Annotated in this window: 15 protein-coding genes; 12 read left to right on the top strand and 3 right to left on the bottom strand. The window is 64.8% G+C overall.

All coding sequences use genetic code 11. The annotated features are described in order from the left end of the window. The first annotated feature begins 174 nt into the window (after positions 1–174). From IEX78_RS23800 to IEX78_RS23755, 10 genes are all read left to right on the top strand, one after another. Positions 175–1026 (top strand): ABC transporter permease, encoded by an 852-nt coding sequence (locus IEX78_RS23800; RefSeq protein ID WP_188831312.1) that lies wholly within the window; start codon positions 175–177, stop codon positions 1024–1026. After that, complete coding sequence (locus IEX78_RS23795; RefSeq protein ID WP_188831311.1) at positions 1027–1890, top strand: MlaE family ABC transporter permease; 864 nt, start codon at positions 1027–1029, stop codon at positions 1888–1890. It abuts the gene before it with no gap. A gap of 6 nt (positions 1891–1896) precedes the next feature. Then, entirely contained in the window at positions 1897–2928 is a 1032-nt protein-coding gene (locus IEX78_RS23790) for an MlaD family protein (protein WP_229684315.1), read from the top strand. Further along, on the top strand, positions 2925–3923 hold the full coding sequence (locus tag IEX78_RS23785; protein WP_188831310.1) for an MlaD family protein: 999 nt from the start codon (positions 2925–2927) through the stop codon (positions 3921–3923). The genes IEX78_RS23790 and IEX78_RS23785 overlap by 4 nt, the downstream gene beginning before the upstream one ends. After that, positions 3911–4924, top strand: a complete 1014-nt coding sequence (locus IEX78_RS23780; RefSeq protein ID WP_188831309.1) for an MlaD family protein — start codon at positions 3911–3913, stop codon at positions 4922–4924. Before IEX78_RS23785 ends, IEX78_RS23780 begins: the two co-directional genes overlap by 13 nt. Next, on the top strand, positions 4894–6009 hold the full coding sequence (locus IEX78_RS23775; RefSeq protein WP_229684313.1) for an MlaD family protein: 1116 nt from the start codon (positions 4894–4896) through the stop codon (positions 6007–6009). Before IEX78_RS23780 ends, IEX78_RS23775 begins: the two co-directional genes overlap by 31 nt. Continuing rightward, the gene (locus IEX78_RS23770) at positions 6006–7052 is read left to right on the top strand and encodes an MlaD family protein (protein ID WP_188831308.1); all 1047 of its coding nucleotides are present in this window, start codon (positions 6006–6008) and stop codon (positions 7050–7052) included. The genes IEX78_RS23775 and IEX78_RS23770 overlap by 4 nt, the downstream gene beginning before the upstream one ends. Beyond that, entirely contained in the window at positions 7049–8005 is a 957-nt protein-coding gene (locus IEX78_RS23765; protein WP_188831307.1) for an MlaD family protein, read from the top strand. Before IEX78_RS23770 ends, IEX78_RS23765 begins: the two co-directional genes overlap by 4 nt. Before the next feature lie 137 nt (positions 8006–8142). Next, positions 8143–8805: a hypothetical protein gene (locus IEX78_RS23760; protein ID WP_188831306.1), complete on the top strand. Its 663-nt coding sequence runs from the start codon at positions 8143–8145 to the stop codon at positions 8803–8805. A gap of 246 nt (positions 8806–9051) precedes the next feature. Next, on the top strand, positions 9052–10635 hold the full coding sequence (locus IEX78_RS23755) for a Na+/H+ antiporter (RefSeq protein WP_188831305.1): 1584 nt from the start codon (positions 9052–9054) through the stop codon (positions 10633–10635). On the opposite strand, the gene IEX78_RS23750 is transcribed toward IEX78_RS23755, so the two are convergent. The 3 genes from IEX78_RS23750 to IEX78_RS23740 are packed head-to-tail and all read right to left on the bottom strand — an operon-like array spanning position 10632 to position 13287. Beyond that, a complete protein-coding gene (locus IEX78_RS23750) occupies positions 10632–11345 on the bottom strand; it encodes a VIT1/CCC1 transporter family protein (protein ID WP_188831304.1) in 714 nt (237 codons plus the stop codon). The genes IEX78_RS23755 and IEX78_RS23750 overlap by 4 nt on opposite strands. A gap of 23 nt (positions 11346–11368) precedes the next feature. Continuing rightward, on the bottom strand, positions 11369–12700 hold the full coding sequence (locus IEX78_RS23745) for a GMC oxidoreductase (RefSeq protein WP_188831303.1): 1332 nt from the start codon (positions 12698–12700) through the stop codon (positions 11369–11371). Positions 12701–12738: 38 nt separating this feature from the next. Beyond that, entirely contained in the window at positions 12739–13287 is a 549-nt protein-coding gene (locus IEX78_RS23740) for a YdcF family protein (RefSeq protein WP_229684328.1), read from the bottom strand. A gap of 65 nt (positions 13288–13352) precedes the next feature. Between IEX78_RS23740 and IEX78_RS23735 the strand changes: the two genes are divergently transcribed. Continuing rightward, the gene (locus tag IEX78_RS23735; RefSeq protein ID WP_188831301.1) at positions 13353–14861 is read left to right on the top strand and encodes a flavin-containing monooxygenase; all 1509 of its coding nucleotides are present in this window, start codon (positions 13353–13355) and stop codon (positions 14859–14861) included. A 67-nt stretch (positions 14862–14928) separates the two neighbouring features. Then, positions 14929–15336 (top strand): DUF7144 family membrane protein, encoded by a 408-nt coding sequence (locus IEX78_RS23730; RefSeq protein ID WP_188831300.1) that lies wholly within the window; start codon positions 14929–14931, stop codon positions 15334–15336. Positions 15337–15897 lie beyond the last annotated feature (561 nt).

Below are 15897 nucleotides of genomic sequence, written 5' to 3'. Positions count from 1 at the left end.
TTGGCCGCCTAGTGACGCCATTTCAGCAGGTGAGTGGGGTAGATCACATAGCGGTGATACGCGCGGCGAATTGATTGTGAAGTGGCGTGGATCACGGGGTGGAAATTTTGTTGTGACGCACAGTACCGGTTAGCTTGACCGGGAAGCATCGATGCCGAACCGAGAGAGCGCGTGATGACCACCTCAGTCGACGAGCACCGCGCGAAATCCGATTCCGCCGCACAGATCGTCCGCAAAAACTTCACCGACACCATCGTGTCGTCGTTGCGAACTTTTGGTCGCGCCGTCGATCTAGCGCGCGAATCAACAACGGGAACGCTTGCCGATGTGCTCGCGCGCAATTTCCAATGGCGCGAAACGCTGATTCAAGCGTGGCGGCTGATTACCGTCACCGCGATTCCCGCGATTTTGATGGCCATTCCGTTCGGCGTGATTGTGTCGGTTCAGGTCGGCAATCTCATTCACAGCCTCGGCGCTGACTCGATGCTCGGCGCGACCGGCGGCCTCGGCGTCATCAAACAGGGCGCGCCCATCGCGACCGGCTTCCTCCTCGGTGGCGCCGGCGCCGCGGCGATTGCCGCCGACCTCGGCGCCCGCACGATCCGCGAGGAAATCGACGCGCTCAACACGATGGGCATCAGCCCGGTGCACCGGCTCGTGATCCCGCGACTGGTCGCGATGCTGATCGTCGCGCCGATGCTGAACGTGCTGATCATCATCGTTGGCGTGCTCGCCGGCTACGCCGTCGCCGTCAGCGGCCAGGGCGTAACCCCGGGTTCGTACTGGTCGACGTTCGGTTCGTTCGCGACCGTCGGCGACGTGTGGGTCTCGCTGCTCAAGGCGCTGATCTTCGGCTTCCTTGTTGTCATCATCGCGTGCCAGCGTGGCCTTGAAGCCAAGGGCGGCCCGCGTGGCGTCGCCGATGCCGTGAACGCGGCCGTGGTGTTGAGCGTGGTTTCGATCGCGATCGTCAACCTGCTCGCCACCCAGATCAGCGCGATGTTCCTTCCGACGAAGTTGGCGTAAATGGCTGCTCCTTATCTCCCCGCGTCGCTGGCGTGGTTGCGTAAACCCGCCCGCGTTGGCAAACAAGTTGTTGGCGCTGGCGAATCGCTCGGCTTTATCGCGGTGTTCGTCTGGCAGGTCATCGCGTCGGTTCCGCTGACGCTCAAGCGCTATCGCGCTGAGACGCTGCGCGCGGTCACCGACATGACCTGGGGTCGCGGTTCGATCATCGTCGGCGGCGGCACCGTCCCGATGATGATCGTGTTGGGCCTGGTGATGGGCGCGTCGGTCGGCGTTGAGTCGTTCGCTTCGCTTGACATGCTCGGCATGGGCCCGGTCACCGGCGTGATTTCTGCGTACGCGACAACGCGTGAACTCGCGCCCATCGCCGCCGCGATCGGCTTCGCCGCCCAGGCAGGCTGCCGCATCACCGCCGAAATCGGCTCGATGCGCATCTCCGAGGAGATCGACGCCATCGAAGCGCTCGGCCTGCGTTCGGTGCCGTTCGTCGTGACCACCCGCGTGATCGCGGGCGCGATCGCGATCGTCCCGACGTTCCTTATCGCGCTGATCCTGTCGTACGCGGCGTGCCGCGGCCTGCTGACGATGGTCTACGGCCAGTCAGCGGGCGTATACGACCACTACTTTTTCCAGTTCATTGCTGGTTTCGACATGATCGCCGCCGTTATCAAGGTCGCCGTTTTCGGCACGGTCGTGATCCTTGTCCACAGCTACTTCGGTTTCTTCGCCACCGGCGGCCCCGAGGGCGTCGGCATCGCGTCGGGACGTGCCGTTCGCGCGTCGTCGGTCGCGATTGTCGCCATCGACATGGTCTTGTCGATCGCGCTGTGGGGCTTCAACTCGGCGATCAGCTTTACGGGGTGATGGGCAGTGCCTAACTACGGAATGCCAGGCGTCGCTGCCTCGCGTAAATCGTCGCGTACTACCGGCGTTGTCATCATCGGGCTGATCGCGGTGGTGCTCGTCGCCACCCTCGTCTACCGCAACGTCCGCACCGAAGATGGCCTGCGCGTCTCGCTGCACACCGAACTCATTGGTGACGGCATTACAGCGGGCAGTCAGGTGCGCGTCGACGGCGTCACCGTCGGCAAGGTCGACTCGGTCGTCGCGGGGGAGAGCGGCACGCAGCAAATCGCGCTGCTGCTCGACAACTCCCGTATGCACGGCATCGATTCGGCGCTGTCGATCGACTACGCCCCGACGAACCTGTTCGGCATCGCCGAAATCGAACTCAAGCGTGGCGACGGTGGCCAACCGCTGCGCGGCGGCGAAACCATCGACCTGACCGGGCCGAAGTCAGGTCGCGTTTACGACGCGACGATGAGCTCGATCCTGCGCAGCCTCTCCGGCATGGGCGTCACGGTGACGAGCCCGCAGATGGCGTCGGTGATTTCCCAGCTTGCCGCCGACTTCAAGGCGTTCACCCCGCTCGCGCAGGCGATGATCACCCTGGCGACCACCATCGCCGACAACCAGGACGTCATGCCGTCGGAGTTGGCGGGCAAGCTCGGTCCCGCCTTCCACGGCGGCGGCGAGTTCGCGGGCGCGACCATGCAGGTGCTCGACATCCTGTCCGACATCCGCGTCACCCAGGTCGACAAGGAACGCTACGACCTCGGCGTCAACGCGCTCGGCGGCACGATTCTGCCTTCGCTTTCCACCACACTTACCACCGCGGGCGGCCAGCTCACCGGCACCGCCGACCTGCTCGCCCCGATGCTGTACGCGCTCGCGCAGATGTCGTCGGCGCAGGCCGGCACTGACCTGCACGCGCTGCTCACCAACCTGCTCGGCGCGATGCCCGCTGGCCCGAACGGCAGCCCGGTGCTCAACCTCGAAGTCGAGCTCGCGGACGTTCCCGCGCTCGCCGTTCCCCTGTTCGGAAAGGGCGGTGTCCGATGAAAATCGGTGGCGTCGCACTGCGACTCGGCGTTTTCGCCCTCGTCATGCTCGCGTTACTCGGGCTGGTCTTCACGCTGATCAAGCGGCCCGTCGCTGGCGAAACCCAAGCTCACGACGCGATCTTCACCGACGCGAACGGGCTCAAAGTCGGCAATGACGTGCGCATGTTCGGTGTGCAGGTCGGCAAGGTCGAAAAGATCTCCCTCGAAGGCGACAAGGCCAAGGTCGCGTTGACGGTGAAGACCGACACCCCGATCTATGACAACTCGAAGTTGGCCATCCGGTACCAAAACCTCACCGGCCAGCGCTACATCGACCTGCAGCAGCAGCCGAACCCGGGCAAGGTCATGCCTGCCGGGGCGCGGATCGGCGCGAACATGACCGTCCCGTCGTTCGACGTGACGAGCCTGTTCAGCGGGTTGAAGCCGGTGCTCGCGACGCTGTCGCCCGAGGCGATCAACCAGTTCACCGCCAACATGCTCGCGGTCATCGAAGGCGACGGCAACGGCATCGGTCCCGCGCTGAAGTCGATCGACGAGCTGGTGAAATACGCCGACAACCGGCAGGAAATCATCAGCACGCTCATCGCGAACCTGTCGACGCTGAGCGAACGTCACGGCGGCCGCGTCGGCTACCTCGTCCCGTTGCTCGCGCGTCTCACCGACATCTTCGAAGCGATGCAGCGCAACATCGACGGCGTCGTGAAGTTCGCGATGACCGCGCCGTCGGTGCTCGCGCCGGTCGACCACCTGCTCGCTTCGCTTGGTCTTACCTCGGCCAACGACGCCGACGCGCTGATCAAGTCGCTGTTCCCCGATCCGAACGAAGCCGTTGACGTGCTCGGCAAGCTGCCCGGCCTGCTGACCAGCGTCGACGCGACGATGTCGCGCGACTTCGCCGACTTCACCCCGCACTGCACCAACGGTGCCGCGACGGTGCCCGCCCCGCTGCGGGTGCTCATGGCAGGACAGGAGGTCACGGTATGCAACGGCTGATGCGTTGGCTGTCGTCGGGTGACCGCCCGATCATGGATGAGCCGACCCGTAAAGCGCGCGAATTACGTATGGGCGTCATCGGATTGGCGATGGTCGTGCTTTTCGTGATCGGCGCTGGCGTGATTTACGTTGTGCCGCTTGGCAAGCACACCTACACCGCCGAGCTCGCCGAAGCGCAGTCGGTGCACGAGGGTGACGACGTTCGCCTCGCTGGTATCTCGGTTGGCGAGGTGACCTCGCTTGAGCTGCGGCCCGACAAGGTGATCATGAAGTTCACCGTCGACCGTGACGTGTTCGTCGGCGATAAGACCTCGCTGGATGTCCGCATGCTCACCGTCGTCGGTGGCCACTACGTCGCGCTGTACCCGGCGGGCTCAACTGCCTTGGGCGACAAGCCAATTCCCACCGACCGCATCCGGTTGCCCTACAGCCTGATGGAAACGTTCCAGGACGCGACCAACCCGCTCAACGCCGTCGACGGCGCGACCGTGCGCAACAACCTCGCCGCCGCCAACGCCGCGATCGCGAAATCGCCTGACGCCCTTCGCACTACGCTTGACACCGTCGGCAAGTACGCCGACATGCTCGACCGCCAGCGCGACCAGGTGTCGAAGTCGATCGCCGTTGTCGACGAGTACATCAGGATGTACGACGGCGCGAAAAGCGACCTCGGTCGCCTGATGGACAACGTCAACCTGCTTGAAGACCAACTGCTCAGCCGCAAGGCCGAAGCCGCTGAAGCGGTCCGGTTGCTCGTTTCGGTTGTCGACCGACTCGCGATGCTCGCGCCCAGCTACGACTCAACGCTCAAGCCGCGTGCCCAGGCACTCGCCGACGCGCTGCCTCGACTGCGCGAACTCGCCGGTCAGTTCGAACCGATGATCGCCACCGTTGGCGACCTGCAAACCAAACTCGGCGCACTCGTCGTGCCTGACCAGGGCGTTGTCGTCGATCAGTCGAAGACGCGACTGTGCGTTCCGCTGCCCGGGAAGGCGTGCTGATGTTCAAACGACTGCTCGCATCGCAGGCGTTCATGTCGGTCGCCGGGGTCGCGGTGCTCGTCGCGCTCGTCATCGGCGGCTACGTGATCGCGTTCGATCCGCTGCGCAAAACCGAGAGCTACTGCGCGATCATGCCCGACGCGATCGGCCTCTATCCGGGCAATCACGTGACGATGCGCGGCATTGATGTCGGCGAGGTCACCTCCGTGCGCAACGAAGGTTCAAAGGTGCGCGTCGAGTTCGCCGTTGACGCCAAGTACCCGGTGTATGCCGACGCGTCGGCGACGACCGTCGCGTATTCCGTTGCCGCCGACCGCAACCTGGCCGTGCTCACCTCCGGCAAAGAGATGCGCAAGCTGTCGAACGGGTGCATCACCAAAACCCTTACGCCAAAGAGCGTTACCGAAACGCTCACCGCGCTCGCCAGTCTCGCTGAAGAACTCAACGGCACCGACCCGAGTCAGTCGAATATCCTCGCCAATGGCCTGAGTTCGATCGAACGCGCGACCGCGGGCACCGGCCCGACGATCAACCAACTGATCCAAAAGCTCGGTTCGGCGATGAACAAGCCGGATGCCGACATCGCCCATCTCGCAAGCCTTTTCGACGCGTTCGCCTCGGTGTCGAGCAAGGTCAGCGAGCACTGGGGTGAGCTGCAATCGATGCTCGTGCGCCTCGCGCCGCTGCTGAACCAGTCGACCGATGACCTGCTCGGGCCCGCGACCAAGCTGTTCGACGGACTTGGTGCCGCGCTGCCAATGCTCAACGACCTGGTCACCATCCTTGGCGACCCGATCATCAGCGCGCTCGACGACGTTGTTCCAACGGTAAAACTGTTGCGCGCCAACGCGACTAACCTGCGCGAGATCGTCAACAAGACGCCAGCGCTCGCGGCGAACTTCAGCGCGGTCGCCGGCGGTGGCATCACGTACGCGCCGCCGCGTGTCGACCTGCCCGTCGCCGAAACCGATCAGGTGTGTGCGGCGGTGGACGCGCTCGTGCCAGGTCAGTGCCCGGAACCGGGACACGGACCCACCGACGTCAACCTTGTTCAGGTAGTGCTTGAAATGGCGGGTACGCGATGAGTATCAAGCGAAAAGGCTTGCGGTACAAGGCGATTGCCCTCGCCGCGACCGGGCTCGCGCTGAGTGCGTGCGGGTTCGACCCCGCGCAGGTGCCCGTGCCCGGCTCGGGCGTCAGCGGCCCGACCTACCACGTGAACATCGAGTTCGAGAGCGCGCTGAACCTGCCAGCGAAGTCGAAGGTGATCGCCAACGGCGCCCAGGTCGGCGTTGTCGACAACGTGCGCGTCGTTTCGCCAGCCAACGCGCCAGCCGGCCGTGGCGGTTACGTTGTCGTCGAAGCCGAGATCAGCGATTCGGTGCGACTGCCCAAGTCATCGATCGCCGAACTGCGGCAAAACACGCTGCTCGGCGACATCCACCTGTCGCTCACCACGCCCAAAGACGGGTTCACAACCCTGCTGCGTGACGGCGACACCATCGGCATCGACCACACCAAAACTCCTGTCCAACTTGAGGACACGATGGCGACGATGGCGCTGTTCGTCCAGGGCGGCGCGGTCGGACAATTGCAAGACATGATGGCGCGCGTGAACTCGGTGATGCCGCGCGATCCCGCCGAAACCGCGCGGATCGCGGGTGTGATGGGTGCCGACGTCGCCGACTTGGCCGCGCACCTCGACCAGGTCGACCTGCTCGTCAACGGCTTGGCGAGCAACGCGCCGGTCCTGCTCGACATCGAGGCCCAACTCAGCGACATCCTCACCCCGGCCTCGGTCGACGCGATGAACGGCACCGCCGATTCGATCGCGAAGACGATGGCCGTGTTCAAGGCGCTCGGCCCGACCGGCGAGTCGCTCGTGTGGGCCGAACCGCTCGCCCGCTCCGGCGACGCCGCCGTCACCGCGCTGGTGCCGCTGCTGACCGGCGGGTCACCTGACCTGCGTAATTCGTCGAATCTCGCGCTGTTGACGAAGTTGCTTGGCGAGAAAGTCGTGCCCTTCGCCCAGCACCCTTCGGTCAACGTGACCGAAGTTTCGGTTGGCGACAAACAAGAGTTGGCCCAGATCGTGGCCGCCCTGCGCATGATCGGAATGGTGCGATGAAACTCGGCGCGCTCGCCTCCCTCACCGGTATCGCCGCGATCACTGTGCTCGGCGCGAGTTACCTGACCTTCGGTGTCGTTAAGGTCGACCCGTTCGCCGAGTACACCAACGCGTCGCTCGAAGTCGCCAACTCCGGCGGGCTCAGCGTCGGTTCGCCGGTGTTGCTCACCGGCATCGAAATCGGCAAAGTCACCCAGGTCGACACCGTCGGCGCTGGTCGCGTGCAGGTCGGTTTCCGCATCGACGCCGACCAAAAACTGCCGATGAGCAGCACGGTCACGATCGAACACCTGTCTTCGCTTGGTGAGCCGTTCGTGCAGTTCGTCCCGCGCGACAGCAACGGACCGTACGTGCGCGACGGGCAGAAGTTGGCTGGGACCAACATCAAAACGCCGATGTCGATTCCCGAAGTCGCGCGGCTGGTCACCAAGACCGTCGACCAGCTTGACCCGACCGTGGTCGGTTCACTCACCGAAACGCTCAACACCGCGCTGACGGGCTCGGAGAACGTTGTGCCCGAACTCGCGCGCGCTGGCGACCTGCTTGCCGCCGCGATCATGAGCCGCGCGCCCGCGATCGCGACGTTGGAAAACAACTTCGAATCCGTCGTCGGCGATATCGGCTGGGCAGAGCCGGCGACGCTCGCCGCGGCGCCCGCGTTCGTTCGCCTAGCGCAGACGATCGACCAGTTCGTTGAAGCGGTCGGCCGATACGGTGCGTCCGAAGACGCGAGCGCGTACCTGCGCGACGGCGGCCTTGTCGACTTCTTGGGCCAGCTCAACGCCAAGCTCACTGAGCTCGGACCCGAGTTGCAGGCGTCGCTGCCGGGGCTCGCGCCGCTGACGCAGTCGGTTACCTCGACCGCGCCGCAACTGGATCTGAGCGCGCTTATCGCACAGGCACTGCACAATACCGACGCCGACGCGGTGAAGGTTCGGGTCGCGATCAAGTAACCTTCTGGCAACCGCTGAATATAGGTATCAGCACTGGCCAGTAGCGTTATTCGGTGTCGAGCGTCGGCTGAGCAACCTTCGGGTAGCGTGCGAAGGCAGGAGAAGTCCTGTCGTTCTCCACGGCCGGAGGCGGTGTGATGGAACAGCTCGCAAGCCCAACGAAACGTCCGCGCCGGATCGCGTTCGCCGCGGTGATGGTCGCGTTGCTCGCGCTCGTTGGCGCACTCGGACTCGTGCTGCGCGCCGACGACGGCGTCGAGCGCAATCGCGCGTCCAACAACGCGGTTAGGCCCGAAGTCGCTGGTCAGCCGCTCGCTGATGTGAGCGCCGAGGATCGCACCGACAAACAGGTAGCCAACGCCGGTGAGCAATTCGCGCCGCCGTGGCCTGCGCGCCGCGTTGGGCTCAACTGTTCAGCCGGCGGTATCGAAGCGCATTGGAAGATCCAGACCGTTGAGGCGGGCGACCGCTGGGAATGCACCCCTGACCGTCCGGTGACAACAAACCCGGTCCCGCCTCCGCCACCGCCACCCGCCCCGGTTGGCGACCAGCCAGCACCGGCTCCCGCTCCCGCGCCGGTCGAGCAACACGTGCCTGTCCCGGAACCGCAGTACATCCCGCCGCCTGCCCCCGAACCGGACCCGTACGTCCCGCCCGCCCCCGAACCCGAATACGCCCCGCCTGCCCCGGAGTACGCTCCGCCGCCCCCCGCCCCGGCCCCGCCTCCGCAACAGACAATCCCGATGCCCTTCAACCTCCCCCCTTTGGTCCTCCCGGGCGCCCGAGCCCAAGTCGACTAGCCCGAATGCGCTGCGGCCACTGCGGAATTCGTCGACGCCGCGACCGGGCGACTGCTGGCTGCCGCTGTGACGGTGCCGCCGCCTAGCCGCCCACGTCCTGTCGCCCCGCTGCGCATTGAGCGCCCTTGCTGGGCACCGACAATTGTTGCGAGCAAACCTGGCCCTGCCACCGCGCGGACGCCCGCAGTCCGCACCCCCGGCGATTCTCCGAGATCTGATCGGCCGCATCAGTGAGACTTGCCAGCTATGAACCAGTTGGTGCTCGTGCTGGCGATCTTGCTCGCCGCCGTGATCGCCGAGTCGATTTCCGCGCGAATCGGCGTCGCGTCTTCGATCATGATGACGGTTTTCGGCTGCGTACTCGCGCTGTTGCCGTGGGTGCCGCAACTGAAGATTCCGCCGCATCTGATCCTGCCGCTGGTGCTGCCTCCGCTGCTGTACGCGGCGGCCCGTCGCACGTCATGGCGACAATTCGCCGAAAACTGGGTCGCGATCTCGATGCGCGCGTTCGGGCTTGTCGTCGTTACCGCTGTCGCCGTCGCCGCCGCGTTTCACGCGTGGAACCCCGGTGTGCCGATCGCGGTTGGCATGGTTCTTGGCTCGTTGACCGCCCCGCCCGACCCTGTCGCCGCGATGGCGATGGCAGGCAAACTCGGCCTCCCACGCAGGCTCATCGTCCCGCTCGGCGGTGAGGGGCTGTTCAACGACGTCACCGCGATCGTCATCTACACCGTCAGCGTGCAAGCCGTCGTCACCGGCGTTTTCTCGCCGTGGCACGCGGTCCGCGACTTCATCATCGCCGCGCTGGTCGGCGGTGGCGTCGGCCTTGCGCTCGGGTGGGTCGGCGGCAAGCTCACCCAACTACTCACGACGGTCACCTGCGAAGTGTCGCTGAGCCTGCTGCTGCCGTTCATCGCCTACGCCGTCGCCGAACACTGGCACGGCTCCGGCGTGCTCGCGGTCCTGGTCTGCGCGCTCTACCTCACCGACGCACTCACGAAAATCGCCAACCGCGACTACCGACTCGTCGCCGACGCGGTGTGGGACATCATCGAAATGCTCATCACCGGCTTCGCGTTCGGCCTGATCGGGCTCGAACTCCAGGTCGTGCTGCAAACAACAAAAGACGAGTGGTCAACGATGATCGGCGTCTCGGTCGCTGTCGTCGCGATCATCGTGCTGCTTCGCCTCGTGTGGCTGCTCGCTTCGTGGAAGCTGTTCCTGCGCTATTCGAAGAGCTACGCCGCCGACGCCCTGTCCTGGCAAGAAGTGATCATCACGTGGTGGGCCGGAATGCGCGGCGTCGCGACCGTCGCGCTTGCCCTCGCCGTCCCTTTCACCATCGATACAGGTGCTGACTTCCCCGCCCGCTCGCAGGTGCTTTTCGTCGCGTTCGTCCTCGTCCTTTTCACCTTGCTTGTGCAAGGACCGACGCTGCCGTGGCTGGTCCGCATCACCGGCGTTCGCGTCGACACCCGCCAAGAACGCGCGATCGAACGTCAGCTGTGGACGCGCGTCGTCCACGCCGAACTCGCGACGCTGAAATCCATCGCCAAACGCGACGACGTCCCCGAAGACGTTTACGTCGACATCAAGGACAACCTGCGTCGCTTCAGCGCGAAAGCCGACCCCGAAGCCGCCGACGCCGACGAGAAGGCCGAGGCCCAGATGGAGCGAATTCGTCAGCGCCGCGACCAAATTCGCCATATTCGCGCCGAGGTCGCCGAAGCTGGTCGCGCTGAAGCCCTCGCCGCCCGTCGCGAACCGGGCATGCCACCGGAACTGGTCGACGAGGTGATCCGCCGCCTCGACCTAGGCCCAACGCGCTAGAGCGAATCGGTGAGGTGCCCGATCCCGTAGGTGACCGCCATCGCGACCGCGCCGCCAACAACAACGCGCGTCACCGCGCGCGCTCGCGAGCTCCCGCCGAGCCCCGCGCTCACCGACCCGGTCAGCGCGAGCGCAAGCAAAACCGCGATGAACGTGACCGGCACACGCCAGGCCGCAGGCGTCAACGAGATCGCGAGCAGCGGCAGTATCGCGCCGCTGGTGAACGAGATCGCCGACGAAACCGCCGCCGCCCACGGGTTGGTGAGCGCGTCGGGGTCGAGGCGCAATTCAGCTTCGGCATGCGCGGTGAAGGCATCGTGGGCGGTCAGTTCCTCGGCAACCTGACGTGCGGTTTCGGCCGAAAGTCCCTTTGACTCATAGATTTCGGCGAGTTCGGCCAACTCCGCTTCGGGCTCCTCGGCAAGTTCGCGCCGTTCCTTCGCCAACAGCGCGCGCTCGGAGTCGCGCTGCGTACTCACCGAAATGTACTCACCCGCCGCCATCGACAACGCGCCAGCGACCAGCCCGGCAATGCCCGCGGCGAGAATCACTCGCACGCTCGTCGTCGTCGCGGCGACACCGACGACGAGCCCGGCCGTCGATACGATCCCGTCATTGGCACCGAGCACACCCGCGCGCAACCAATTGAGCCGGGACGCGAGGCTTTCGGCATGGGGTTCGTCGGGATGCGTTGCGGGGGTTTGGCTCACGCCGACGAGCCTAATCGGGCCGATCAACCCAGGCGCGTAGCCGCCATTCGCGCTGCGATGGTGTCGGCGAGGCGGATGGCGAGCGCGACGGCGGCCAGGGTGGGGTCGGCATGGCCGGTGGTTGGAAACACCGACGGGCCAGCGATGTAGAGGTTGTCGACGCCATGCACGCGGCACTGTCCGTCGACTACGCCGTCGCGCGGGTTGGTCGACATGCGCGTTGTGCCGGTCGGCTCGTTCACCGCCGTCAACGTTGGCGTGGGGTCGATGTTGGGCGCTGGCCAGTCGCGGCGCGCGAATTCGTCGGTGAGGAGGTCGAGCGCGCGGCGCAGGGTGGCGAGCTGTCGATCGTCGGGGTCGATTTCAGCGACGGGCACATGGAAAGCATCAGTTTCGTTGTCCGACAAGCGAACTCGACTATCGAAATCGGGCGCCTGCTCAACGACGGCATGCACGTCGACGCCACCGAGTCGCGGCAGCCCGGCGGTTCGCCACGCCCATCCTGTCGCGCCGCCACCGATGATGGAAACGTCGCTGGCACTGGCTTTTCCGCGCAGCAGCCGGTCAAGGGCGACCTTCATCGACCCACGCTTGGCCGCCTCGCGAAACCACATCGCGCAGCCGAGGAGCCGCTCGTCGCGTTGAACGGTGGCGCTCAGCGCGAATCCGGGTGTCCCATTGCGAAACTCAGTGAACGCGGCCGCCGCTGCGGCGGGCGACAATCGCGCGACAACCCCGTGGCGACGATCTTGGAGATACCGCCCAACCTGGTCGTACCGGTTCCCAACGCCGGACGGCAACGTGCGCCGTGAGGCGAGTAGCAGGCGAGGCGTTTCGATCGCGCCCATCGCCAGCACGAACACCTTCGCCTCAACGAGACACCGCCTGCCGCCCAATCCGGACAGCTCAAGCGCGTAAACGTGCGCGCCGGTCGCGTCGGTGTCGAGGTGGATGGCGGTCGCGTCGACGATGCGGACGTCGGGGAGATCGACCGGGTTTGCCGCGGTAACTTGCCCCGCGATCGGGCAGAGGGCGGCGCCGACCGATTCGGGCGTGGGTGGGGGAGCGAGGCCGAGGTAGCTCAACGCCCGCGCGGAATACGCGGCGATGGTTTGTGCGGGAATGGGCCACCCAGCGCGACTCACCCACGGTCGGGTCGTGACGTCGAAATCGGTACTCGTCACAGCGAATTCCGTTGGTGCGGAAGGGGTTTGGTTGTGCTCGACCACTAGCACCGTCACTCCACGCGTCGCCAACTCCCGCGCGACCACCCGCCCAACAACCCCCGCGCCAACCACGCACACCTGCGTGCGCAAGACATCGTCAGTGATCGTATGAAGCTGCTCGGCCCGCATCGGCGGCCCCTCTCGCCTGTGACGCTTAACGAGTCACTCTAGAAGGCGGAAGCGGTTTTTTCGGCCGTCTCGCAATGCTGATTCACGAAAGCGCGCACGTAGCCACCGGATTGGCGCACGTACATCCAGGCCCAGAACCCCAGCCCGGACTCGCTCGGACTCGCGACCATGGTGATCTCGCCGTCGAAGCACTTCTCAACGATGTAGCGCGCACGAGAAACGTGCGGGGTGAACGTCACGACGATGATGTGGCGCCACCCGTAAATCTTTGCGCGACGGACGATTTCGCGCGCCTCACCGTCGGTGGTCCACGGATCGGGCACAAAGCACGAAACCCGAAACGCGAAGCGACCGCCGCAGTAACGGTCCATCTCCGGATCGTCAGCCCCGGTTGACTGCGAGATCAACACCTCGGGCGCATACCCCTGCTGAGCGAGCTCGATCCCTCGATCGAAGCGCTCGTAGGGCGTGCCACCGAGCACGACGATCACATCGGCCCGGCGAAGAGGATCTATTTGCGGTCGCACGAAAACCGGAAAACCGGCTACGGCGATAACACCAACGCTCACCAGTGCGACGATCACCAACCAGGCCGCACGCCGAAATATCGACACCTTCCGACGATAGCGACCCCGCGTGCACACTGGACGCCATGACCGAGCACACAGCAACTCCCGAACACCTCGACGTCGTCGTTATCGGCGCGGGGCTGTCGGGAATCGGGGCCGCGTATCGCCTCAAAACCGAACATCCGGGCCGCAGCTTCGCCGTTTTGGAAGCACGCGCTGACCTGGGCGGGACCTGGGATTTGTTCCGTTATCCGGGCGTTCGATCGGACTCGGACATGTTCACGCTCGGCTACCCATTCAAACCGTGGCGGGCCGCCAAGTCGATCGCCGATGGCGCTTCGATCATGGAATACCTGCGCGAAACCGTCGCCGAGAACGGCATCGACGCCCACATCCGCTACGGCTCGCGCGTGCTTGGCGCTGATTGGTCGTCGGCGAACGCGCACTGGCGGCTCACTGTCGCGCACGAGGGGCCAGACGGTCCCGAACTCAGCACGCTGACCTGCGGTTTCCTCTACACCTGTGCCGGTTACTACGACTACGAACGCCCGCACGACCCCGAACTCCCCGGTCGCGACGACTTCGCTGGCCAGTTCGTCCACCCGCAGTTCTGGCCCGCAGACCTCGACTACACCGGCAAGCGCGTTGTGGTGATCGGCAGCGGTGCGACCGCGGTAACGCTGGTCCCGAACCTCGCTGATCAGGCCGAACACGTCACGATGTTGCAGCGCAGCCCCACCTGGATCAGCGCGGTTCCCGGTCGAGACAAACAAGCCGACAAGATTCGCGAGCTGCTGCCGCCCGCGCTTGCCCACCGGGTGATCCGCACCAAGAACATCCTGTTCAACATGGGTTTTTACCAGTACTGCCGCCGTCGGCCCGAAGCCGCGCGCAAGCTGCTCACCGGGCTGTCGACGCGCATCCTCAAAGACGCGCAGCTGGTCGCGAAGCACTTCACCCCCGAGTACGACCCGTGGGATCAGCGCCTTTGCGCCGCCCCGGACGCCGACTTCTTCAAGGCGATCAAGAAGGGCAAGGCGACGGTCGTCACCGACCGCATCGACACCTTCGTTCCTGAGGGCATCAAGCTGGAATCGGGCGAAGTGCTGCCCGCCGACATCGTCGTCACCGCGACTGGCTTGCGACTGCTCGCATTCGGCGGCATCGCCCCGACCGTCGATGGTGAAGCCGTTGACCTGGCCAAACAGTACGTTTGGCAGGGCGCGATGCTCACCGGCCTGCCCAACTTCGCGATCTGCGTCGGCTACACGAACGCGTCGTGGACGTTGCGCGCCGACCTCACGTCGCGCCTGGTGTGCAAGGTGTTGAGCCACCTCGATCGAACGGGCGCTGTCGCGGTAGTGCCGACCCCGTCGGGCAAGCTCGACGAACGCCCGCTGCTTGACCTCAAAGCTGGCTATGTCCTTCGGTCGATCGACCAGTTCCCGCGTCAAGGTGACCGAGGACCGTGGCGCGTACGCCAGAACTACCTGCTCGACAGCCTGTTCACCATGCGCGCTGACCTGCGGAAAACGCTCCGGCCAGTGCGCCCGACGGTGAGTTCACCCGCAACGGGTGAAGTGGTGCGCTAGCTCGGCTCCCTACCGTCGGGGAGTGCCGTGGTGGCACGTCAGCACTCCTGGCGGAAAGGCCAAACGCATGACGACGAACCAGAATCAGCACGCGGTGCGCGACGGAATCGCGGCCGGAACCTCCATCGGTGCAGGCATTCTCCTGGCGGTGGTCGGCGCGCTGCAGATCTTCCAGGGCATCTCGGCGGTAGTGAACGACGACCTCATCGTCGTTGGGCCCGAGTACACCTACCAGTTCGACCTCACGGCCTGGGGATGGTGGCACATCGTGCTCGGCGCGATCGCGATCATCATCGCGCTCGGGCTTATCGCCGGGCAGACATGGGGGCGTGTGCTCGCGATGATCATCGCCGCGATCTCGATCGTCGCGAACTTCCTCTACCTGCCGTACTACCCGTGGTGGTCGATTCTCATCATCGCGATCGACATCGTCGTGATTTGGGCGGTCGCTACGTGGAAGCCGCATCAGTCGTAAGCGACTTCGTCCGCTTTTCGTCCGCTGCCCCCGGTTCTCGACCGGGGGCAGCGTGCTGTTGTGGCGCATTTACCCCGTCTGACCTGCGGAGTTGACATCGTCTCGGTCAACACGTAACTTTATTCGAGTCAGAGCGACACGGACACCGACCCGGCCTTCACCGGCAGGGATAACGAGGTAGTACGGAGAGCGCCTGACTGATCATGTGTTCAGGGTCACTGCGTTTCGGACTTGCGTCCAACGAGTTTCCTGAGCTAAGTTAGAACAGTTGCCTTGCTGAAACCCACGAGTGATCGTTTGGGTGGAGGTTTGTGCGTGTGTTCTTTGAGAACTCAATAGTGTGTCGATGAATGTCAGTGCCAATATTATTATTGGTTCTCGCCTTCTATACCCCCCGGTTGGAATGGTGAGACATTTAAACAACAGCAAACTTTTGCTGGTGTTTGGCTTTGCTAGATTTTTCGGACTCTAGTTTAGATATTTCTGATTCACGTCTTCGGATGTGTTTCGAGAGTCTTCAACGGAGAGTTTGATTCTGGCTCAGGACGAACGCTAGCGGCG

The organism is Nocardia camponoti, assembly GCF_014646135.1.
In the GTDB taxonomy this organism is placed as follows: Bacteria; Actinomycetota; Actinomycetes; order Mycobacteriales; family Mycobacteriaceae; genus Nocardia; species Nocardia camponoti.
The sequence above is the reverse complement of the archived record's forward strand: the minus strand, read 5'-3'. Positions and strand labels throughout refer to the sequence as shown.

Excerpts from the sequence above, each read along its gene's own strand:
- IEX78_RS23745 (WP_188831303.1), bottom strand. The coding sequence starts at position 12,700 with ATGCGGGCCGAGCAGCTTCATACGATCACTGACGATGTCTTGCGCACG.
- IEX78_RS23755 (WP_188831305.1), top strand. The coding sequence starts at position 9,052 with ATGAACCAGTTGGTGCTCGTGCTGGCGATCTTGCTCGCCGCCGTGATC.
- IEX78_RS23780 (WP_188831309.1), top strand. The coding sequence starts at position 3,911 with ATGCAACGGCTGATGCGTTGGCTGTCGTCGGGTGACCGCCCGATCATG.
- IEX78_RS23760 (WP_188831306.1), top strand. The coding sequence starts at position 8,143 with ATGGAACAGCTCGCAAGCCCAACGAAACGTCCGCGCCGGATCGCGTTC.
- IEX78_RS23730 (WP_188831300.1), top strand. The coding sequence starts at position 14,929 with ATGACGACGAACCAGAATCAGCACGCGGTGCGCGACGGAATCGCGGCC.
- IEX78_RS23770 (WP_188831308.1), top strand. The coding sequence starts at position 6,006 with ATGAGTATCAAGCGAAAAGGCTTGCGGTACAAGGCGATTGCCCTCGCC.
- IEX78_RS23765 (WP_188831307.1), top strand. The coding sequence starts at position 7,049 with ATGAAACTCGGCGCGCTCGCCTCCCTCACCGGTATCGCCGCGATCACT.
- IEX78_RS23800 (WP_188831312.1), top strand. The coding sequence starts at position 175 with ATGACCACCTCAGTCGACGAGCACCGCGCGAAATCCGATTCCGCCGCA.
- IEX78_RS23795 (WP_188831311.1), top strand. The coding sequence starts at position 1,027 with ATGGCTGCTCCTTATCTCCCCGCGTCGCTGGCGTGGTTGCGTAAACCC.
- IEX78_RS23785 (WP_188831310.1), top strand. The coding sequence starts at position 2,925 with ATGAAAATCGGTGGCGTCGCACTGCGACTCGGCGTTTTCGCCCTCGTC.
- IEX78_RS23735 (WP_188831301.1), top strand. The coding sequence starts at position 13,353 with ATGACCGAGCACACAGCAACTCCCGAACACCTCGACGTCGTCGTTATC.